This is a genomic window from Allobosea sp. OK403, assembly GCF_900113835.1.
In the GTDB taxonomy this organism is placed as follows: Bacteria; Pseudomonadota; Alphaproteobacteria; order Rhizobiales; family Beijerinckiaceae; genus Allobosea.
In genome coordinates this window covers 138,855-158,329 of record NZ_FOQV01000003.1, presented here as the reverse complement: position 1 = coordinate 158,329, position 19,475 = coordinate 138,855, and the positions used below count along the sequence as shown (strand labels likewise).

Sequence of the window (19,475 nt, the reverse complement as noted above, 5' to 3'; positions counted from 1 at the left end):
GGTGGGTCTCCTTCCAGCGTCAGCGTACCGGATGCGGATATTGCAGCCCGCCCTGCGAGGCCAGCGCGTTGAGGCCGCGCTTGAGCTGCAGTTTCGAGCCCATGCCGACATTGCGCTCGAAGCTCTCGCCGTAATTGCCGATATGCTTGACGATGCGATAGGCCCAGTCATTGGTCAGGCCGAGGCCCTCGCCGAACTTGCCCTCGACGCCGAGCAGGCGCTTGATCTCGGGGTTCGAGGATTTCAGCATCTCGTCGACATTGGCCTTGGTCACGCCGAACTCCTCGGCATTGAGCATGGCGTAGTGCACCCATTTCACCAGCGCGACCCAGCTCTCGTCGCCACGCTTGACGGCGGGGCCGAGCGGCTCGCGCGAGATCAGCGTCGGCAGGATGACGAAATCGTCCGGCTTTGAGAATTTCAGGCGCTCGGCGGCAAGCCCCGAGGAATCGGTGGTGAAGGCGTCGCAGCGCCCGGCCTCCAGCGCCTTGACGCCCTCTTCATTGGTGGAGAAGCCGATGATCTCGTATTTCAGGTTATTGGCGCGGAAGAAGTCGGCGAGGTTGAGCTCGGTCGTCGTGCCTTGCGTCACGCAGATCGAGGCGCCGTTCAGCCCCTTCGCCTCGGTGACACCGAGCGCCTTCTTCACCATGAAGCCCTGGCCGTCGAAATAATTGATGATCGGCCAGGACATGCCCTGCGAGGTGTCGCGCGACATCGTGTAGGTGGCGTTGCGGGCGAGCATGTCGACCTCGCCGGCCTGCACCACGACGAAGCGCATCTGCGGCGTCGTCGGCACGAAGCGAACCTTGTTGGGGTCGTTGAAGATCGCCGCCGCGACGGCGCGGCAGAGGTCAATGTCGAGCCCGTCCCAGCGCCCGTCCGGCCCCTGCAGGCCGAAGCCGGGCAGGGCGATATGGTTGCCGCAGATCAATTCGCCGCGCGCCTTGACCCGCTCCAGCGTGCTGGTCTGAGCGAAAGCGGCGGTCGCTGTGCCGGCCAAAGCGAGGCCGGTCGCGAGCAGGCGTTTGAAGATTGTCATCGTAGTTCCCCTGTTTTTTGAGTGCTTGGTTCTGATCAGGCGCCTTTGGCGCTCGCTGGGGCGGCTTGATTCTGCCGCTCTTCATGGTCTCCGGCGAGACCGGCCCAGAGCCGGTGCAGCGCAGGTTTGCGGTTGCTGCTGTCGCGATAGGCGACGAGCGAGAGCGGCATGGCCCAAGTCTCTCCGCCTGCCGGGACCAGCTTCGGCCCCACTGCCTCCGCGGCGCATTCCGGCAGCCAGGCGATGCCGTAGCCGGCGACGGCCATGTCGCGCAGGACATCGGCCATGTCGCTCTCGACCAGGCGATGGCCGGCCAGCGGCTCCGGAGCGGCTTCGATGATGAGATCCACCATGCGCCCTAGATAGGCGCCGGCGGAATACATCAGCAGCGGCAGTGGCGCCTTGGCCTTGCCAGGCAGCCGCCAGCGTTCGGCGTGTTCGGCGGCAACATAGGGGCGCAGATGCTCGACCCCGATCACCAGCCGGTCGTAGCGCTCGGCGTCGAGATGGATCGGCTGCTGCGCATGGTGGAAGCAGACCAGGAGGTCGACCGCGCCGGAGACCAGTGCCGTCACGGTGTCGTGGACATTGCCGGGTGCGACCTTGCAGCTCAGCGCACGCCCCTGCGACCAGCTCGCCCACCAGCCGGGCAGGCGGCCCGTCGCCAGCGCATGCGGCAATGCGATCACGACCTGGTCGCGTTTCGCCGTAGGTTGGCCTGACAGGCCGGTCTTGGCATCGAGCAACTGATGCAGCGTCTCGGCCGCGGTTTCCCTGAAGCGTTCGCCTTCGGGCGTCAGGCGCGTCGGAAACACGCTGCGGTCGATCAGGGTGACGCCGAGCCAGGTTTCGAGCGCCTGGATCCGGCGGCTGAAGGCGGCTTGCGAGGCGTTTCGCTCTTCGGCGGCGCGGGTGAAGTTGCCACGCTCGGCGACGGTGAGGAAATCCTGGAGCCAGCGTATGTCCATCTCAGCGCGCCTCGCCGAGCGAAGCGTTGATGCAGGCCCGCGCCAGGGCTTCGGTCGGGTCGATGCCGAGCGGCAGGAACGCACTCTCCGCAAAAGCCAGGGGCAGTTCGGTGCAGGCCAGCAGCAGCCGCTCCGCGCCGGCGTCGAGAAGGCGCTGGCTCGCCTCCTCGGCATGTCGAAGAGCGAGCGGGCGCTGGCCGGCTTTCGTCGCGGCGATGGCACGGTCGATCAGGGCCTGCGCCGGCTCATCGGGCAGAATGAGACGGGGCCCCTTGGTGCCGAAGCGCGACTGGTAGAGTCCGGCTGCGATGGTACCGCGCGTCGCCATCAGGGCGACTGCGCCGACAGGTGGTTCGATCTCCGCGATCATCGCCATGACCGCGTCGGCGATGTGCAGCAGCGGCACGCGGCTGCCGCGCGCCAGGCGTTCATGCCAGTAATGCGCGGTGTTGCAGGGGATGGCGATGAACTCCGCCCCGGCGCGCTCCAGCTGCATGATTCCCGCCGCCATCGGCAGGAAGGGCGCATCGCTGCCCGCGGCGATCGCAGCCGAGCGATCGGGAATCTGCGGCACGCCATGGACGAGCAGCGGCACATGGTCCTGATCGTGCTGCGCCGGGGTCAGCATCACCACCTTCGCCATGAAGTCGATCGTCGCGGCCGGCCCCATGCCGCCGAGAACGCCGATGAGCCGCCGATGTGGAATGTGCTGCATGGCGCATCTGTGCCGGCTCGCATGGCGCATGGCCAATGCAAATTTTGCATCGACAATTCGGTCAATGTCCGGCGCTATCGTGCAAGGCGCCGGCGATCGCGGCATCGACGGCTTCTCCGAGCCGTTCGACGATCATGTCCATCACCGCTGCGTCGGCGATGAAGGGCGGAGCCAGCAACACGTGGTCGCCGGATGTTCCATCGGCGGTTCCTCCCATCGGATAGACCATCAGGCCGCGCGCCATCGCCGCCTGCTTGACCCTGGCGTTGAGCTTGAGGCTGGCCTCGAAGGGCGTCTTCGAGGCGCGGTCGGCGACGAGTTCGATGCCCCAGAAATGGCCGCGCCCGCGCACATCGCCGACATGGTGGTGGTTGCCGAAGCGCTCCTTCAACCGGCGCTCGAGATGGGCGCCCTGGAGACGGACATTGGCGAGCAGGTCGTCGCGCTCGATCACCGTCTGCACCGCGAGCGCAGTCGCGCAGGCGAGCGGGTGGCCGTTATAGGTCTGGCTGTGCGGAAAGGCGCCGGAGCCCTGCCGGATCGCCGCGACGATCTTGCCCGAGGCCAGCATCGCGCCGATCGGCGCATAACCGGCGCCCAGCCCCTTGGCGATCGCCATCAGATCGGGCGCGACGCCTTCCTGCTCGCAGGCATGCAGCGTGCCGGTGCGGCCCATGCCGCACATCACCTCGTCGAGGATCAGCAGCACGCCATGGCGGTCGCAGATCTCGCGGATGCGCTTGAAATAGCCGGGCGCGGGCGTGGCGGCCCCGAGCGTCGCGCCGACGACTGTCTCGGCGACGAAGGCCGCGACGGTGTCGGGCCCGAGCTCCAGGATCTTGGCCTCGAGCTCGTCGGCGACGCGCAGCCCGTATTGCTCGGGCGTCTCCTCAGTGCGCTGGTCGCGATAGGCATAGCAGGGCGCGATATGGTGGCCGGTGAGCAGCATCTCCTTGAACGGCGCGCGGTCCTTCATGCGGCCGCCGACCGAGAGTGCTCCGACTGTGATGCCGTGATAGCTCTGCCGGCGCGAGATGAAGTTGGTCCGCCGACTCTCGCCCTTTTCGATGAAATAATGCCGCGCCAGCTTCAGGCAGGCCTCGATCGCCTCGGAGCCGCTGCTGCAGATGAAGACATTGCTCAGCCCCTTAGGCGCGCGGGCGATGAGATGCTCCGCCAGCTCCTCGGCCGGCTCCGAGGTGAAGAAGCTGGTATGGGCATAGGCCAGCTTGTCGATCTGGGCATGCATCGCGGCAACGATGTCGGGATGGCCATGGCCGAGGCAGGAGACAGCCGCGCCGCCGCTGGCGTCGATATAACTCTTGCCCTCGGCGTCGAAGAGCAAGACGCCCTTGCCGCCAACGGCGACGGGATAGGCGCCGTTGACGCTGCGGTGAAGCAGATGGCTCATGATGGTCTCCGTTTGGCGCGGCGAGGGGTCTCGAAGGTGGAGAAGGCGTCGAGTTGGGCCTCGGAGGCGGCGATGGCGTCGAGCGCCGGCTTGCCGCGCCGCGCCGTCATCAGCGCCGCCAGGCATTCCACCGCAGCAAAAGCCGGCGTCATGCTGTGGAAGAAGGAGGGCGTCTCGGTGCGCACCAGCACGGTCTCGTCGGCGAGTGCGGCAAGCGGTGAATGCGCACTGTCGGTCAGGACGACGATCGAGGCGCCCTTGTCGCGCGCATAGGCGGCGGCCTGGAGCGTCAGGCGCGTATAGGGCGAGACCGAGATGGCAAAGAGCACGTCGCCCGGGCCGATCCGGCGCAAGGCATCGATGCCGCGCCCGCCGGCTGTGTCGGCGAGGACCGACTCCGCGCCGATCAGCGTGCGGATATAGTCGAGCATATAGACCGCCGGAAAGGCGGAGCGCAGCCCGAAGCAGAAGACGCTGCGCGCATTCGCCAGCAATGCGGCCGCGCGCTCGAGGCAGGCGACGGATTGAGGCTCCCGCAAGGCCCGGACATGTTCGGCCAAGGCCGCGAACATGTCCTGCGCGATGGCGCTGTCGCCCTCGTCACCATGGCGTTCGAGCAATTCGGTTGCGCGGTTGGCGAAGCCGTCGGGCCGCTGGCGCAGCGAGGCCGCATAAGCCGTTCGCAGGGCGTCGTAACCGGGAAGGCCAAGGCGTTGCGCCAGCCGCGTGAAGGTCGCGGGCGCAAGCCCGGCACGCCGCGCCTGCTCGCGCGTGGTCAGCAAGGCGACATCGGCGGGGTGGTCGAGCACCCAGCGCGCGACCGCGCGCAGCTGCGGAGGCAGCTCATCGAATTGCGCATCCAGGGCGGTGGCGACGCCGATCTGATCCATGGCGGGATCATAGAGGGACTCGCGATAGAATGAAACAGATGATCCTTAAATTATCCTATGAAACGAATGGCGCATTTCGATGCAGGTCGCGGCGCATTTTTGACCTGGGGCGAGAGCAGCTCTGCGTTGGCTGCACAAAGCGCAGCGCGAGGCGGCTTTCCGGCGTCGCGGCGCGCTTTGCGCCCGGCCAATCCTGGGCCCTGTGAATGATCGTTACATTTGCCGTAAATTTGAGCGCTGCGGGCAGGGTGACCTTGGTGCGAATCGGCCGCTCAGATGATTTGGTTCGATTTGGAACGGTTGCGTTGAGTTCAGTCTTTTCTCGGCCGCCGGGCCTCGTCCAGGCGGCTATTGGCGCGAATGGAAGAGCCCAGCCTTGCAGACGCTTCACAAGGGAATCGCGATCGATCCTTCGCTGGCGGGCATCATCCGCCATATGCATGCGATCGACGACTATCGGCAGGTCTTCGATCGCTTGCAGGCGTCGTGGGATACGCTGACCCTGCTCGGCCAGCTCTCGGGCAACGCCACCGAGATGTCGGGCACACGTTCCGCCTTCGAGGAATTGACGGGGAGCCTGCTCAACCATCTCGCCATCGAGACGCGCGACAAGGTCGTCAGCGATCTCAGGACCAAGGCGCAGAACGCCATCGATGTGCTGGTGCGCAATCTCTTCGAGCGCACCGCCGATATCGGCTTCCTCGCCGCCGACACCGACATCCGCGAGATGTTGGAGGAGGCGACGCCGACGCCCGCCGCCCGCGCGGCGATCGAGGCGCGCTTCCGCGACTATGTCGCGAAATATTCGGTCTATTCCGACATCGTCCTGGTCGATCGCGAGGGCGCGGTCCGGGCGAGGCTCCAGGCCCATCCGGCTGAGACGGCGCGGCACGCCATCATCCAGGAGGCGCTGAGTTCGAGCGGCGCCTATGTCGAGCATTACGGCGTGGTCGATTTCGTCTCGGAAGCGCAGTCGCTGGTCTATGCCTGGCGCGTTGAGGATCGCGCCAAGCGCCCGCTCGGCGTGCTCGTGCTGGTCTTCCGCCTCGCCGACGAGATGGCGGGGATCTTCCGCAAGCTGCTGCCGGAGGATGACTGGACGATCCTGGGCTGCGCCACGCCGCAGGGCGAGGTCATCGCCGGCTCCTGCGCCATTCAACTGCCGGCGGGGCTTGCCCTGTCGCCGTCAGCGCTCCAGGGCCGCGACCCCGTGCTCAAGCTCGGCGGCCGGCAATATCTCGCTGTTGCCTGCCGCAGCTCCGGCTATCAGGGCTATATGGGGCCGGGCTGGATCGGGCTCGGCCTGCTGCCGCTGGAGGCTGCTTTCGCTCAGGGCGACGGCGCGCTCGGCGCGCGGATCGACGCTGGCCTGCTCGCGGCGGTGACCGGCCATTCCGAGCTGTTCTCTGAAGACCTGCTGACGGTCTCGCGCCAGGCCGCGATGATCCAGCGCGATCTCAACCGCTCGGTCTGGAACGGCTCGATCCGCCAGGCCGGGTCGACGGCGGCCAATGCCGCCTTCTCCAAGATACTGCTCTGGGAAATCTCCAATGCCGGTCGCAGGACGCAGGCCGTCTTCGACGCCTCGATCGGCGACCTCCACCGTACCGTGGTCGCGGCGATCATGGAGAAATGCCGGTCGCGCGCGGCCTTCGCCATCGACGTCATGGATCGCAATCTCTATGAGCGCGCCAATGATTGCCGCTGGTGGGCGCTGAACGCGACCTTCGCGCGGGTGCTCTCGGAGCCGACGCCGGAGGGCGCGCGGCATTGCAGCGAGATCCTGGCGACGATCAATTCGCTCTATACGGTCTATAGCAACCTGATCCTGTTCGACGCCAAGGGCGTCGTCGTCGCGGTTTCGCAGCCGGCCGAGGCGCATCTGGTCGGCGAGACGCTCGCGGTGGAATGGGTGCAGCGGACCCTGGCGCTGCGCTCGGACCAGCATTATGCGGTGTCGGGCTTCGAGCCTTCGCCGCTTTATGGGGAGGCATCGACCCTGATCTATACGGCCGCCGTCCAGGCCCCGGCTGGGGGCAAGGTGGTTGGCGGCAAGGCGGTCGGCGGCATCGCGATCATCTTCGACTCGACGCCGCAATTCGGTGCGATCCTGCAGGATTCCCTGCCGGCTGATGAAGCCGGCGCGGCGCTGCCCGGCGCTTTCACGCTGCTCGTCGCGGGCGATGGCCGCATCATCTCCTCGACCGAGCCGCGCTTCGCTGTGGGCGCGCCGAGCCCGATTGTCATCGACCCGCAGGGGTTGGCCAATGCCGGCGACCTCGCCGGCATCCGCGCATTCGAGGGCAGGCATGTCGCGGTCGGCGCGGCACTGTCCAAGGGCTATCGCGAATACAAGACCAGCGATGGGCACCATGCCGATGTGGTGGCGCTCTGCGTCGTGCCGCTTGGCGATATCGCCACTGATGCCGGGGCGCGGCCGCCGAGCGCGGCGGCCAACGCCATCGCGGCGCGCAGGCTGCCTGACGGCGTCGAGGCCTTCGAGGCCGCGACCTTCCATATCGGCCGGCACTGGCTCGGCGTGAAGGCGCGCGACGTCGTCGAGGCCGTCGATCTTGCCGGCCTGAAGCCGTCGGCCAAGCAGGCGGGAGACGGTCTGCTCGCCGGCTACAAGCTGCATCAGGGTGACCCCGTGCCGGTGCTGCGCCTGGCGCGGCTGCTCGGCATTCCCGATGGCCTGGCTGAGGATCAGCAGATCGTCATCGTGCGCGAGGCCGGCCGGACGCTCGGGCTCGTCGTCGATTCGCTCGGCCCGATACCGGAAATCCCGGTCTCGGAACTGCAGCCCTTGCGGGATCTGACCGCGAAGCTGGAAGTCCCGGCGCTCGGCGTCGTCGCCGCGCGCGATGCGCAAGGCGCGCCGGCGGGCATGCTGATGCTGCTCGATGTCGACAGGCTCGGCGCGCGGCTCGACGGCGAGCCGGCTGCGCCGCTGCTGCGCGCTGCCGAATAGCTGCGGGGTTTAAACACGCCGTCATTCCGGGGCGATCCGAAGGATCGAGCCCGGAACCCAGAACCGATGCCGCTGCTTGGGAAGGCGTCGGTCGCCGCTCCGCGTCACGAGGACGCGCATCGGTTCTGGGTTCCGGGCTCTCGCCTTCGGCGTGCCCCGGAATGACGGAGAGCCTCAGCCTTAAGTCGGTGTAAAAGCCCGTTGCTGTCAGGCGGCGAGCCCGAGCAGGGCGCGCGCCTCGGCGGCTGTTGCCGGACGACGGCCATAGTCGGAGCAGAGATCGACCACACGCTTCACCAAAGCGGCGTTGGACGGCGCGAGCGTGTCGCGGTCGAGCCGGACATTGTCCTCCAGCCCGGTGCGGCAATGGCCGCCGAGTTCGAGCGACCAGCGGTTGAGGGTGATCTGGTCGCGGCCGATGCCGGCGCCGGTCCAGGTCGCATCGGGCGCGAGCCGCTTCAGCGTCGCGATGTAGAATTCGAAGGCGGCGCGGTCGACCGGCATGGCGTTCTTTACGCCCATGACGAACTGCACATGCAGCGGCCCCTTGATCGCACCCGCAACCCCCATCTCGACCGCCTTGAAGATCATCGAAAGGTCGAAGGCCTCGATCTCCGGCTTGACGCCGTAGCTCAGCATCTCGCTCGCCAGCCAGTCGACCAGCTCGGGGCTGTTTTCGTAGACCCGCGTCGGAAAATTGCAGGAGCCGGTCGAGAGCGAGGCCATGTCGGGCTTCAGCGAGAGCATGCCGCCGCGCTCGCGCCCCGCACCGGAGCGCCCACCGGTCGAGAACTGCACGATCATGCCGGGGCAATGCTGGCGCAGCCCCTCCAGCAAACGGCCGAAGCGCTCGGGATCGGAGCTCGGCGTGCCCTCGTCGCTGCGGACATGGCAATGCGCCAGGGTCGCGCCGGCCTCGAAAGCGGCCTGCGTGGATTCGACCTGTTCGGAAATCGAGATCGGCACGGCCGGGTTGTCGCGCTTGGTCGGCAGCGAGCCGGTGATGGCGACGGTGATGATGCAGGGCGTGGTCATGGGCGGGCAAGGCTCGCGCGGCGTGATCAGGATCGCGATAAAGCCTGCAGGGCTTGTCGGACGCAAGTCGGGCGGGAGCGAACGCGCAGCCATGCGCCGCTCCCGCCATTGTCTTTATCAGCCGTCGACGAGTGCCAGTGCCGCTTCCGTGTAGCGCTTGCCGATGACGCGCTCGGGCGAGACGGCTTCATGGATCGCGGCGAGGTCCGCCTCAGTCAGGACGATCTGCGCAGCGGCCGCATTCTGCTCCAGATTTGTGATCTTCCGCGCGCCGGGGATCGGTACGATGAAGTCGCCCTGGTGCAGCACCCAGGCCAGCGCCAGCTGCGCCGTCGTCACGCCCTTGCGGGCAGCGATCGCGGCCAGCTCATCGACGATGGCCGCATTGGCCGCCATCGCCTCGGCCTGGAAGCGGGGCAAAGTGTGGCGCCAGTCATCGGCGCCCAACTGGTCGGGCTTGCTGATCGCGCCCGTCAGCAGGCCGCGCCCGAGCGGGCTGTAGGGCACGAAGCCGATGCCGAGCTCCCGGCAGGCCTTGAACACATCGGCCTCCGGCTCGCGGCTCCACAGCGAATATTCGCTCTGCACGGCGGCGATCGGGTGCACAGCATGTGCCCGCCGGATCGTTGCGGCGCTCGCTTCCGACAGCCCGAGCGCGCGGACCTTGCCCTCGCGGACAAGTTCCGCCATCGCGCCGACCGTCTCCTCGATCGGCACCGCAGGGTCGACGCGGTGCTGGTAGTAGAGGTCGATGACATCGATGCCGAGCCGCTTCAGCGAGGCTTCGGCGACGGCCTTGACGTGCTCTGGCCGGCTGTCGAGGCCGGTCATGCGTGCCGGTCCCTCGCCATCCCGGCTGATCCTGAAGCCGAACTTCGTGGCGATCACGACCTTGTCGCGGACGGGTTTCAGCGCCTTGCCGAGCAGGATCTCGTTGTCGTAGGGGCCATAGACCTCGGCTGTGTCGAACAGCGTCACGCCAAGATCGACGGCGCGGCGCAAAGTGGCGATGGCTGCGCTCTCTTCCTGGCCGCCATAGGCGAAGCTCATTCCCATGCAGCCCAGGCCGACGGGATAGACACTCAGTTCAGTTCCAAGCTTGCGGGTTTTCATCACCGGCTCCTCTGCTGTGATGAGGCTCAGATAGCGCCGCTGGTGTCGTTCGATAATCGGCTTGAATTTGCACGGCTTGATCGATTAAATAGAGCAATGAGCCGCAGCCATCTCTCGCAATTGGCCGTCCTGGCGGCGGTTGCCCGCAATGGCGGCTTTCGCGACGCGGCGAAGGAACTCGGCATTGCGCCCTCCGCCGTCAGCCACGCTGTATCGGCGCTCGAGACTGGCCTGGGCGTTCGCTTGCTGGCACGCAGCACCCGCAGCGTCGCACCCACGGAAGCCGGTGCCCAGTTGCTGGAGCGGCTGCGCCCGGCGCTGCTGGAAATCGATCTTGCGCTGGAAGCGGCGGTCGCGTCCCGAGACGAGCCCGCCGGCAATCTCCGGCTGACCGTGCCGCGCACGGCGGCTCATACCGTGCTGGAGCCGAAGCTCGGCGCCTTCGCCGCAGCCTTTCCCGAGATCGTGCTTGAGATCGTGATCGAGGACCGGTTTTCCGACGTCGTCGAGGGTGGTTTCGATGCCGGCATCAGGCTCGGCGAAAGCCTGCAGCGCGATATGATCGCCGTTCGCATCGGGCCTTCGATGCGGGGCGCGGCGGTCGCTGCCCCCTCCTATTTCGAAGGCAGGCCCCGGCCGGAGCGGCCGCAGGACCTGTCCGCTCATCGCTGCATCCGCTTCCGCTTCTCCAGCGGCGTGATCTATCGCTGGGAGTTCGAGAAGGAGGGCGTCGCCATCGAGCCGCCGGTCGAGGGGCCTTTGATCCTGGGCGAGGATCGCCTGATCGCGCAGGCCGCGATCGATGGCGCCGGCATCGCTTTCCTGTTTGAGGAGTATGTCAGCGAGGCGCTCGCCGACGGCCGGCTGGTGCGCGTGCTGGAAGATTGGTGCCCGCCTTTCGACGGCTTCCACATCTACTATCCCAGCCGCCGCCAGATGCGGCCGGCGCTCAGGGCTTTCATCGACTTCTTCCGGGTCTAGAGCCACTGAGAAATCTGGAATAAAACCAAAGATTTCAATGGCTTCATTCAAGCCAGTCTTCTCAGGATGAGGTCTGTGGTCCGGGCGGCTGCGGCACCGGCCGCCCACCCCGTCATTGCGAGGAGCGTGAGCGACGAAGCAATCCAGGAGGGCTCGCTCTACGCCTTCCTGGATTGCTTCGCTGCGCTCGCAATGACGGCTCTGGCTGTGTGGACGGCGCTCCAGCGCCCTTCCGAACCATCCTTCGAGACGCCGCTTCGCGGCTCCTCAGGATGAGGGCTCGAATGATCAAACTGTCTTTGAAGGGCAGAAGGGGCGGGGCGATACTGGACCTCCCCACCCCCTTGCCATCGTGCTGTCAGCGGATCGGCGGTGCGAATTGCAGCCCGCCCTGGGTCCACAGCTTGTTGGCGCCGCGCGGCAGCGGGTTATTGGTGTTGGCGCCGAAGTTCCGTTCGAAGCTCTCGCCGTAATTGCCGACGGCTTTAATGATCCGCACGACCCAATCGTTGCTGAGGCCGAGCGACTCGCCGAACTTGCCCTCGGCGCCGAGCAGGCGGCGGATCTCGGGGTTCGTCGAGGTCTTCACCATCTCGTCGACATTGGCTTTGGTGACGCCGAATTCCTCCGCGTTGATCAGTGCGAACACGGTCCAGCGCACGAGATCGAACCAGGCCGCGTCGTTCTTGCGGACCCAGGGGCCGAGCGGCTCCTTGGAGATGACCTGTTGCAGCAGGACATGCTCCTCGGGGGCCTTAAGCTTGCTGCGCGTGCCGGCGAGCGAGGAAAGGTCGGTGGTGTAGGCGTCGCAGCGGCCGGCCTCATAGGCCTGCACGGTGTCTTCGAGCGTCGCGAAGGCGACGGTCTCGAACTTGATGCCGTTGGTCCGGCCGTAATCGGCGAGGTTGAGCTCCGTGGTCGTGCCTTGTGCGACGCAGATCGAGGCGCCGTCGAGTTCCTTGACGCTGTTCACATTGAGCTTTTTGCGGACGATGAAGCCTTGGCCGTCGTAATAGTTGACCGCCGTGAAGCTGACGCCCTGGCCGATATCGCGGCCAAGGGTCCAGGTCGTCGTGCGCGCCAGCACGTCGATCTCGCCGCTCTGCAGCGCGACCAGCCGGTTCTTGCTCGAGAGCGAGAGATAGGAGGCTTTGTCGGGGTCGTTGAAGATGGCAGCCGAGAGCGCGCGGCAGATATCGGTATCGAAGCCCTTCCAGGCGCCGTTGGCGTCCTGCAGGGAAAAGCCGGGAACGCCTTCGCTGGTGCCGCAGATGATCTGGCCGCGTTGCTTGATCTTGTCGAGCGTCGACTGGGCGAGGGCAGGCGCGCTGGCCACTGCGCTCAGGACGATGCCGGCAAGGAATCCGGCCACTGAAATTCGCATGATGTTTCCTCTCTGGTAGCGTGGGCTTCTTGTGAGCCCTGTGAGACGTTGTCGTGACGTGTTGACGCTCCTTCCACGGATCTCGTCAAGCGGCTTGTCGCGGAGCCCTCGTCCCGCGCTTGCCATGCCCGCCCTTTTCTGTCATACGCGCGGCCTTCGATCGCCCGGCTGATAAGGGCTGCCGTGGCGGTCGATCTTTGCTTCCCCAAGAGCACTTCTTGAACAAGCAAAACTGAAAGCGGCGCAATTCGCGCGTCCGCGACCAATGAGGAGCTGAAATGCCCAAGATCAAGACGAAGTCGAGCGCCAAGAAGCGCTTCAAGATCACCGGAACCGGCAAGGTGCTCTACGCCCAGGCCGGAAAGCGTCACGGGATGATCAAGCGGACCAACAAGCAGCTCCGCAATCACCGGGGTACGAACGTTCTTTTCGAGGGCGACGCCGCCAACGTGAAGAAATACTTCCTCCCCAACGGCTGACGCCCCCTAACCTTCCGGAGATCATCACATGGCTCGCGTGAAACGGGGCGTAACGTCCCATGCCAAGCACAAGAAGACACTCAAGGCTGCCAAGGGTTTCTATGGCCGCCGCAAGAATACGATCCGCGCTGCCAAGGCGGCCGTCGATCGCTCGATGCAGTACGCCTATCGCGACCGCAAGAACCGGAAGCGCTCGTTCCGCGCGCTCTGGATCCAGCGCCTGAACGCTGCGGTGCGTGAGCACGGCCTGGTCTACTCGATGTTCATCAACGGCCTGCACAAGGCCGGTCTCGAGCTCGACCGCAAGACCCTGTCGGCCATGGCCATCGACGACGCAGCGGCCTTCGCTGCCGTGGTCGAGACGGTCAAGGGCGCGCTCGCCGCCGCCGAGCCCAAGGCTGCCTGATAATCAAGGCTGCTTGAGCGGTTTTGCTTTCATTGAATGAGGAAAAGGCCGGCAGCGATGCCGGCCTTTTTCTTTGCTTCGTGATGAGCCCCGGAAGCCGAACGACGAGCGCGCATGATCGGCTCTCCGGTCGCCACAAAAGCAGATCGGATGTTCGCTAGGAGCCCTTGCGCCGCACTAAGGCTGGCGGCACAGCTTGCGCCGTAGCAAGGCCACCGACCGCATGATGGGGAAATGCCAGTGCAGCGCGACCACGCCTCCGAAATCGCCGCGATCACCAGCCATCCGACATTCAAGGTCGCGGTCGAAAAGCTCGACGCCGACCACGATCGCACCGTTGCCGACATTGTCACCCTGACCGAGATTCCATCGCCTCCTTTCAAGGAGGAGCGGCGCGCCGCAGCCTATCTCGAGATGCTGCGTGCGCATGGTCTCGAGGATGTCGAGCAGGACGAGATCGGCAATGTCATGGGCGTCAGGCGCGGCACCGGCAATGGCGGGCTGATCGTGGTCGCCGCGCATCTCGATACTGTCTTCCCGGAAGGAATCGACGTCACCGTTCGCCGCGAGGGCACCAAGCTCTATGCGCCGGGAATTGGCGACGACACCCGCAGCCTTGCCGTCCTGCTCGCCTTCATTCGCGCGCTGGACGCCGCCTCCATCCGAACCCGCAACGATATTCTATTCGTCGGCGATGTCGGCGAAGAAGGGCTCGGCGACCTGCGTGGCGTCCGCCATCTCTTCACCAAGGGGCGGTATCGCGACCAGATCGAAGCCTTCATCACCGTCGACAGTCCGCAGGTGGACAAGATCGTGGTCGGCGGCGTCGGCTCGAAACGCTACTCCGTCCGCTTCAATGGGCCGGGCGGGCACAGCTTCAAGGCATTCGGGATCGTGAACCCGATCTATGCCATGGCGCAGGCGGTCGTCGAACTCGGCCGCATCGAGGTGCCGGAAACACCTCGCACCACGTTCTGCGCCTCCGTCGTCGGCGGCGGCACATCGGTGAACGCGATTCCCGAGGAGGCGTGGATCGACATCGACCTCAGGTCGGAATCGGCGGAGCAGCTCGCCAGGCTGGACGCGCAATGCCGCGCGATCGTGGCCGCGGCCGTGGAACAGGAGAACGCGATCCGCTCGACCAGCGAAGGAGCGATCACCGTCGATATCAGGACGCTGGGCGATCGCCCCGCCGGCAACACGGCCATGGACACCGATATCGTCCAGTTCGCCACCGCAGCGCTTCAGGCACATGGCTTTGCGCCCAAGCACGAGGCGTCCTCGACCGACGCGAATATTCCGATGAGCCTCGGCATACCCGCGATCAAGATCGGTTCGGGCGGCACCGGCGGCCGGGCGCATTCTCTCGCCGAGTGGATCGATGCCGAGAAGACCGCCAGCGTATCCGGCATGACGGCCAGCCTTACGACCATCCTCGCCGTGGCTGGCTTCGTCGGCGCATAAACGGTCTATCGGCCGGTGGTGCCCATTGCTTGCGACCGACGCCGGCCGATTTCCGCTCTGGGTGGGAAGCGGACACGTTCCGACAGGAAGAGGGCTGTGCGCGGGATGAGATATGACATCACAGTTGAGCCGGGCGACATCATCGTTGGGGTCGCCGCGTCCGCCGTTCTGGTCTGCCTTGTCGAGCGAGTCTCTGGCTATGAGGCGAGCGGTCGCCGGATGTTGACTGGCGGAAGATGGTCACTAGACCGGAAAAGTAGCCTTCTTAGTTGGACGCTTGGCGACAGTGAGATGAAGGATGTTCCTGTCATCATTCCCGAACTGCCACCAGCCATTGATCTGACGCTCCGTTCCCTGGACAACCGCTTGAGGGCAGGAGGAAACGCGCTTTTGAGCGAAGACGAAAAAGTTGCATTGATGTTCGTCAGCTCGATCCGCCAGCGGTTGCGCCCTCACGGTGGATGACCGCTAAGGGGCGATTGTTGGCATTGAACTCGAGTTTATCAGCCAGGGAATCGCTGCTCGCATGCTCTGACGAAATTAGCGATCAGCTGCGGTTCTCTAGCGGCTAACTCGATCGTGAGATCAATATGCTTCTGCATATAATTTTCAGCGTCTTGCTGGGTTCGACCCCGTCTAGCGAACTCCGCTTGGGCCAGTAGCTCAAGTTTTTTAGCTCTCTCGCTGAATTTTGTCGCCTCGCTAACGTTCGCAGCGTCAGAGTAGGCGCGACCGATGATCCCGAAAACTGCACCGCATTGAAAGGGATAATCATCGGGCCGAAGCTTACCGCTTTGCACGTCTGCCCGGCAAACAGTCGCCGTCGCGACTATGCAGACTACGATACAAACCAGCCTCATAGGTCCTCCACAGGGATCGACGCTATAATACAGGTGGGCGCGCAAGTCCCCAACGGGTCGGAACCGGCGCCCAAACCGACCGATTACCGAATGACGGTGGTGCATCGCGACCAATCGCGCGCCTCTACGTCTGCACACTGTCCTTTGCCGCCGGCTCCCAGGCGTCGCCGGCGCCCGCGACGATACGGGCATAGGCCTCGTCGGGCGTGTCGGCAAAGGCAAACAGCGACAGGTCCTCCGGGCGGATGAAGCCGGCTTCGCGCAGCGTGTCGAAATTGACCAAACTTTTCCAGAAGGCGCTGTCATAGAGCACGATCGGCACCGGCGGCATCTTGGCGGTCTGGACTAGCGTCATCACCTCGAACAATTCGTCCAGCGTGCCAAACCCGCCGGGGAAGGCGACGAGTGCGGCCGCCCGCATGGCGAAATGCATCTTGCGCATCGCGAAATAATGGAAGCGGAAGGTCAGGTCCGGGGTCGACCAGGCATTGGGCTCCTGCTCATGCGGCAAGGTGATGTTGAGGCCGATCGAGAGCGCCCCGGCCTCCGTCGCGCCGCGATTGGCCGCCTCCATGATGCCAGGCCCGCCGCCGGTGGCGATGACATGCCGGTGCTCATTGCCAGCCTGAGCCAGAGCGCCGCCGCGCTCAGAGGCGAGCCGCGCGAAAGCCCGCGCCGCCTCGTACCAGGGATTGCCCTCGCGCACCCGCGCCGAGCCGAAGACGACGATGGTCGAGGCGATGCCGCGCGCCCGCAGGCTGTCCTCGGCCTTCTGGTATTCGAGCATGAAGCGTGTCCCGCGCGTGGAATCGCCGAGGATGAAGTCGGGATCGAGCGCGGCCAGGCGATAGGAGGGCGAGGTCTTCTGGGCTGTGTTGTCGGCCATGGCATCGGTCCTGTGGGGTATGCCCTGCATAGCCACACAGACGCGGCCTGTCGCCTCAGGCGAGATATTTCCGCAGGATCGCGGCCAGCCGCTCGGCTCCCGAATTATGCGGCAGCAACGTCATGAAGCGCCCGTCCGGCCCCATCAGATAGGTCAGCGAGCCATGGTCGACCGCATATTCGCCCGCGCCATGGTGAGGCTGTGTCAGCTTGCGGCGATGCACCTTGTAGGCTTTGGCCGTTGCCGCGATCTCCGCTTCGCTGCCGGTGAGCCCGATCAGGCGCGGGTGGAAGGCAGCGACATAGGTCGCCATGACCGGCGGCGTATCGTTGCCGGGGTCGACCGTGATGAAGAGCGGCACGAGCTTGTCCGCGAGCGGGCCGACCGCATCGAGCGCCTGCGCGATGACCGGCAGATCAACCGGACAGGTATCGGTGCAGCGTGTGAAGCCGAAATAGATCAGCATGAAGCGGCCACGAAAATCGCCGTTGCTGACGCGCCTGCCCGTGTGATCGGTGAGGGTAAAAGCTCCGCCGAACTGCGCCGTGAGCCGATCATGCTGGAGGCTGCCCTGATGGCTGGCCTGATCCTGTGCGACGGCGCGTCCTGTGGCGAAAGCGGCGAGGCCGGCCAGCACGCCCCTGCGCGCGATCATGTCGGTCATCGCGGGGGCCTCAGGGCTTTGGCTTGGGCACCAGGCCCTTGATGCCGAGCGGGCCATCCGCAGCGATGATTCGGTTCGCTTCCGGGTCGGCGCGCCACCACTCTTCGGCCTTGCCGTTGCGCGTCTCCCAATCCGCCTTGAAGCGCTCGGCCGGGATGAAGGATCCAGCCGCATCGGTCCTGATACCCTGCACGAAGAACAAGGTTATGGCCGGGTTCTCGATCAGGAGCCCGTCGGCCTCAATCTCCTTGCCGCAGAAGCCGATCAGATCGGGGATCGATCCGGCGAAATCGATGTTGGACTTGGCCACGAGCCGGAACGTGCCATCCGTCAGCAGCAAGCCGAGCTGCCGCTTGCCGCCGCCGCAATCGGGCGCGCAGCGGCCCTTGAGCTGGCACAGCGCGTCGACGACGCGTCCCTTCAGGACGACTGCCCTCTCATGCGGGATATTCCAGGCTTCGGCGGCCAGGGAGGAGGTGGCGCCGGACACTGTAAAAATCATCAGCGCGAGGCGTATCGTGGAGAGCGCCTGCATCGCTCAGTTCCCGAACGGCTGGATGCCGTATTCCTCATGCGTCATGGTGATGACGCCCTTGTCGTCGGCGATACGGTCGACGAGCAGGTAGTTCACCCCGTCGCGCTCCAGCAATTCGCCATCGACGCTGACCTCGTGCGTCGCCATGCGCGCGACCCTGGGATTGGACGCGCTGTCGTCGTCGTCGCCGATCTTCAGGATGAGGTAGAGATTGCCCTTCGCATCGCGGATGCTGACGGGAATGCCGCCAAGCGCGCACCAGATGGCGCATTGATGGTGAGCCGTTCCCTTGGCGAACATCAGCCCGCTGATCGTGCACCAGGTGTCGCTGATCTCGCCGGTGATGGTAACGCGCCTGCCGTCCTGCGCCGCTGCCGGTATGGCCAGGCCAATGAACGAACTCACGACCAGTGCCGCCCGCCATTGAGACATGATTGTCATGTGGCTGCCCTCATCGAGGTGAAACGGTCTGGATTTGCCGCCGCAGCGATGCTTTGCCAGCATGATTGCCTCTAGCCTCGCCGCTGGCGACACCCTAGAAGATGCCTCGCAAATGGACCAGAGCAGGCATGAACGAGATCGATAACTTGGGCGCGAGCCTCCTTGCCGACATCGCCGGCGCGCAGGACGAGACCGCCCTGGAGCAGGTCAGGATCGCAGCGCTGGGCAAGGCCGGCTCGATCTCGGCGCTGCTCAAGACGCTGGGCGCGATGACGCCCGAGGAGCGCAAGGACAAGGGGCCGCTGATCAACGGCCTGCGCGACAAGGTGCAAGGCGCGCTCTCCGCCCGCAAGGAGGCGCTGGGCGAGGCTGCGCTCGACGCCAGGCTCGCCTCCGAGACTGTTGACATCACCTTGCCGGTTCGCGAGGGGCCCGAGGCACGCGGCCGCATCCATCCGATCAGCCAGGTCATCGACGAGATCACCGCGATCTTCGGCGATATGGGGTTCTCGGTGGCGGAAGGCCCGGACGTCGAGACCGACGACCTCAACTTCACCAAGCTGAACTTCCCCGTCGGCCATCCCGCCCGCGAGATGCACGACACCTTCTTCTTCGCGCCCGATGCGAATGGCGAGCGCAAGCTGCTGCGCACCCACACCTCGCCGGTCCAGGTCCGCACCATGATGGCGCAGGAGCCGCCGATCCGGGTGATCTGCCCTGGTCGCACCTACCGGATGGATTCCGACCAGACCCACACCCCGATGTTCCATCAGGTCGAGGGGCTCGTCATCGATAAGAAGGCCCATATGGGCCACATGAAATGGGTGCTTGAGGAGTTCTGCAAGGCGTTCTTCGAGATCGACAACGTCAAGATGCGCTTCCGCCCCTCCTTCTTTCCCTTCACCGAGCCTTCGGTCGAGGTCGATATCCAATGCTCGCGCAAGGGCGGCGAGATCCGCTTCGGCGAGGGCGAGGATTGGCTCGAGATCCTGGGCTGCGGCATGGTCCACCCCAATGTGCTGCGCAATTGCGGGCTCGATCCGGATGTCTACCAGGGCTTCGCATGGGGCATGGGCATCGACCGTATCGCCATGCTGAAATACGGCATGCCGGATCTGCGCCCCTTCTTCGAGGCGGATCTGCGCTGGCTCGCCCATTACGGCTTCCGGCCGCTCGACCTGCCGACCTTGACGGGCGGGCTGTCGTCGTGAGCACGTCGCGGCATCAGGG

20 protein-coding genes are annotated in these 19,475 nt (G+C 65.5%); 8 read left to right on the top strand and 12 right to left on the bottom strand.

Annotation, left to right across the window (positions count from 1 at the left end; translation table 11 throughout):
* Nucleotides 1-19: 19 nt before the first annotated feature.
* The 5 genes from BMZ97_RS12080 to BMZ97_RS12060 all read right to left on the bottom strand — a co-directional run bounded on the left by BMZ97_RS12080 (nt 20) and on the right by BMZ97_RS12060 (nt 5,026).
* On the bottom strand, nt 20-1,042 hold the full coding sequence (locus tag BMZ97_RS12080) for an amino acid ABC transporter substrate-binding protein (RefSeq protein WP_092169422.1): 1,023 nt from the start codon (nt 1,040-1,042) through the stop codon (nt 20-22).
* A 35-nt stretch (nt 1,043-1,077) separates the two neighbouring features.
* Complete coding sequence (locus tag BMZ97_RS12075) at nt 1,078-2,010, bottom strand: LysR family transcriptional regulator (protein ID WP_092169419.1); 933 nt, start codon at nt 2,008-2,010, stop codon at nt 1,078-1,080.
* 1 nt (nt 2,011) lies between these two features.
* Nucleotides 2,012-2,725, bottom strand: coding sequence for a cysteate racemase (locus BMZ97_RS12070; protein WP_244546371.1), 714 nt, complete (start codon nt 2,723-2,725; stop codon nt 2,012-2,014).
* A 61-nt stretch (nt 2,726-2,786) separates the two neighbouring features.
* The gene (locus BMZ97_RS12065) at nt 2,787-4,136 is read right to left on the bottom strand and encodes an aspartate aminotransferase family protein (RefSeq protein ID WP_092169416.1); all 1,350 of its coding nucleotides are present in this window, start codon (nt 4,134-4,136) and stop codon (nt 2,787-2,789) included.
* Entirely contained in the window at nt 4,133-5,026 is an 894-nt protein-coding gene (locus tag BMZ97_RS12060; protein ID WP_092169413.1) for a MurR/RpiR family transcriptional regulator, read from the bottom strand. Before BMZ97_RS12060 ends, BMZ97_RS12065 begins: the two co-directional genes overlap by 4 nt.
* Before the next feature lie 376 nt (nt 5,027-5,402).
* Here BMZ97_RS12060 and BMZ97_RS12055 point away from each other — a divergent pair, with 376 nt between their 5' ends.
* Nucleotides 5,403-7,997 (top strand): chemotaxis protein CheW, encoded by a 2,595-nt coding sequence (locus BMZ97_RS12055; RefSeq protein ID WP_092169410.1) that lies wholly within the window; start codon nt 5,403-5,405, stop codon nt 7,995-7,997.
* Between the two features lie 207 nt (nt 7,998-8,204).
* Here BMZ97_RS12055 and BMZ97_RS12050 read toward each other — a convergent pair whose 3' ends face one another.
* On the bottom strand, nt 8,205-9,032 hold the full coding sequence (locus BMZ97_RS12050) for a 3-oxoadipate:acetyl-CoA acetyltransferase (protein ID WP_092171287.1): 828 nt from the start codon (nt 9,030-9,032) through the stop codon (nt 8,205-8,207).
* A gap of 117 nt (nt 9,033-9,149) precedes the next feature.
* Nucleotides 9,150-10,145: an aldo/keto reductase gene (locus tag BMZ97_RS12045; RefSeq protein ID WP_092169407.1), complete on the bottom strand. Its 996-nt coding sequence runs from the start codon at nt 10,143-10,145 to the stop codon at nt 9,150-9,152.
* Nucleotides 10,146-10,241: 96 nt separating this feature from the next.
* On the opposite strand from BMZ97_RS12045, the gene BMZ97_RS12040 reads away from it, so the two are divergent.
* Nucleotides 10,242-11,126: a LysR family transcriptional regulator gene (locus BMZ97_RS12040; protein WP_092169404.1), complete on the top strand. Its 885-nt coding sequence runs from the start codon at nt 10,242-10,244 to the stop codon at nt 11,124-11,126.
* Between the two features lie 126 nt (nt 11,127-11,252).
* Nucleotides 11,253-11,402: a hypothetical protein gene (locus BMZ97_RS31220; RefSeq protein WP_175525531.1), complete on the top strand. Its 150-nt coding sequence runs from the start codon at nt 11,253-11,255 to the stop codon at nt 11,400-11,402.
* A gap of 82 nt (nt 11,403-11,484) precedes the next feature.
* Here the strand turns inward: BMZ97_RS31220 and BMZ97_RS12030 are convergent, their stop codons facing one another.
* Complete coding sequence (locus tag BMZ97_RS12030; RefSeq protein WP_244546430.1) at nt 11,485-12,513, bottom strand: amino acid ABC transporter substrate-binding protein; 1,029 nt, start codon at nt 12,511-12,513, stop codon at nt 11,485-11,487.
* Between the two features lie 275 nt (nt 12,514-12,788).
* On the opposite strand from BMZ97_RS12030, the gene rpmI reads away from it, so the two are divergent.
* The 4 genes from rpmI (at nt 12,789) to BMZ97_RS12010 (ending at nt 15,324) form a co-directional block, all read left to right on the top strand.
* Entirely contained in the window at nt 12,789-12,989 is a 201-nt protein-coding gene (gene rpmI, locus BMZ97_RS12025; RefSeq protein WP_066609790.1) for a 50S ribosomal protein L35, read from the top strand.
* A gap of 28 nt (nt 12,990-13,017) precedes the next feature.
* On the top strand, nt 13,018-13,395 hold the full coding sequence (rplT, locus tag BMZ97_RS12020; protein WP_092169395.1) for a 50S ribosomal protein L20: 378 nt from the start codon (nt 13,018-13,020) through the stop codon (nt 13,393-13,395).
* Nucleotides 13,396-13,629: 234 nt separating this feature from the next.
* The gene (locus BMZ97_RS12015; RefSeq protein WP_092169392.1) at nt 13,630-14,859 is read left to right on the top strand and encodes a M20/M25/M40 family metallo-hydrolase; all 1,230 of its coding nucleotides are present in this window, start codon (nt 13,630-13,632) and stop codon (nt 14,857-14,859) included.
* 105 nt (nt 14,860-14,964) lie between these two features.
* Nucleotides 14,965-15,324 carry a hypothetical protein gene (locus tag BMZ97_RS12010; RefSeq protein ID WP_092169389.1) on the top strand — a complete coding sequence of 120 codons (360 nt, stop codon included), beginning with the start codon at nt 14,965-14,967 and terminating at the stop codon, nt 15,322-15,324.
* 519 nt (nt 15,325-15,843) lie between these two features.
* Here BMZ97_RS12010 and BMZ97_RS12000 read toward each other — a convergent pair.
* The 4 genes from BMZ97_RS12000 to BMZ97_RS11990 are packed head-to-tail and all read right to left on the bottom strand — an operon-like array spanning nt 15,844 to nt 18,245.
* On the bottom strand, nt 15,844-16,605 hold the full coding sequence (locus tag BMZ97_RS12000; protein WP_210188246.1) for an LOG family protein: 762 nt from the start codon (nt 16,603-16,605) through the stop codon (nt 15,844-15,846).
* Between the two features lie 55 nt (nt 16,606-16,660).
* On the bottom strand, nt 16,661-17,269 hold the full coding sequence (locus BMZ97_RS11995; protein ID WP_175525530.1) for an SCO family protein: 609 nt from the start codon (nt 17,267-17,269) through the stop codon (nt 16,661-16,663).
* Nucleotides 17,270-17,279: 10 nt separating this feature from the next.
* Nucleotides 17,280-17,804: a hypothetical protein gene (locus BMZ97_RS31215; RefSeq protein WP_175525529.1), complete on the bottom strand. Its 525-nt coding sequence runs from the start codon at nt 17,802-17,804 to the stop codon at nt 17,280-17,282.
* Nucleotides 17,805-17,807: 3 nt separating this feature from the next.
* Nucleotides 17,808-18,245 (bottom strand): type 1 fimbrial protein, encoded by a 438-nt coding sequence (locus BMZ97_RS11990; RefSeq protein ID WP_092169377.1) that lies wholly within the window; start codon nt 18,243-18,245, stop codon nt 17,808-17,810.
* Nucleotides 18,246-18,373: 128 nt separating this feature from the next.
* Between BMZ97_RS11990 and pheS the strand changes: the two genes are divergently transcribed.
* Nucleotides 18,374-19,456, top strand: a complete 1,083-nt coding sequence (gene pheS, locus BMZ97_RS11985) for a phenylalanine--tRNA ligase subunit alpha (RefSeq protein WP_092169374.1) — start codon at nt 18,374-18,376, stop codon at nt 19,454-19,456.
* Nucleotides 19,457-19,475 lie beyond the last annotated feature (19 nt).

Excerpts from the sequence above, each read along its gene's own strand:
- BMZ97_RS12010 (WP_092169389.1), top strand. The coding sequence starts at position 14,965 with ATGAGATATGACATCACAGTTGAGCCGGGCGACATCATCGTTGGGGTC.
- pheS (WP_092169374.1), top strand. The coding sequence starts at position 18,374 with ATGAACGAGATCGATAACTTGGGCGCGAGCCTCCTTGCCGACATCGCC.
- BMZ97_RS11995 (WP_175525530.1), bottom strand. The coding sequence starts at position 17,269 with ATGACCGACATGATCGCGCGCAGGGGCGTGCTGGCCGGCCTCGCCGCT.
- rpmI (WP_066609790.1), top strand. The coding sequence starts at position 12,789 with ATGCCCAAGATCAAGACGAAGTCGAGCGCCAAGAAGCGCTTCAAGATC.
- BMZ97_RS12060 (WP_092169413.1), bottom strand. The coding sequence starts at position 5,026 with ATGGATCAGATCGGCGTCGCCACCGCCCTGGATGCGCAATTCGATGAG.
- BMZ97_RS12075 (WP_092169419.1), bottom strand. The coding sequence starts at position 2,010 with ATGGACATACGCTGGCTCCAGGATTTCCTCACCGTCGCCGAGCGTGGC.
- BMZ97_RS12040 (WP_092169404.1), top strand. The coding sequence starts at position 10,242 with ATGAGCCGCAGCCATCTCTCGCAATTGGCCGTCCTGGCGGCGGTTGCC.
- BMZ97_RS11990 (WP_092169377.1), bottom strand. The coding sequence starts at position 18,245 with ATGACAATCATGTCTCAATGGCGGGCGGCACTGGTCGTGAGTTCGTTC.
- BMZ97_RS12050 (WP_092171287.1), bottom strand. The coding sequence starts at position 9,032 with ATGACCACGCCCTGCATCATCACCGTCGCCATCACCGGCTCGCTGCCG.
- rplT (WP_092169395.1), top strand. The coding sequence starts at position 13,018 with ATGGCTCGCGTGAAACGGGGCGTAACGTCCCATGCCAAGCACAAGAAG.
- BMZ97_RS12065 (WP_092169416.1), bottom strand. The coding sequence starts at position 4,136 with ATGAGCCATCTGCTTCACCGCAGCGTCAACGGCGCCTATCCCGTCGCC.
- BMZ97_RS12045 (WP_092169407.1), bottom strand. The coding sequence starts at position 10,145 with ATGAAAACCCGCAAGCTTGGAACTGAACTGAGTGTCTATCCCGTCGGC.
- BMZ97_RS12080 (WP_092169422.1), bottom strand. The coding sequence starts at position 1,042 with ATGACAATCTTCAAACGCCTGCTCGCGACCGGCCTCGCTTTGGCCGGC.
- BMZ97_RS12070 (WP_244546371.1), bottom strand. The coding sequence starts at position 2,725 with ATGCAGCACATTCCACATCGGCGGCTCATCGGCGTTCTCGGCGGCATG.
- BMZ97_RS12000 (WP_210188246.1), bottom strand. The coding sequence starts at position 16,605 with ATGGCCGACAACACAGCCCAGAAGACCTCGCCCTCCTATCGCCTGGCC.
- BMZ97_RS12015 (WP_092169392.1), top strand. The coding sequence starts at position 13,630 with ATGCCAGTGCAGCGCGACCACGCCTCCGAAATCGCCGCGATCACCAGC.
- BMZ97_RS31215 (WP_175525529.1), bottom strand. The coding sequence starts at position 17,804 with ATGCAGGCGCTCTCCACGATACGCCTCGCGCTGATGATTTTTACAGTG.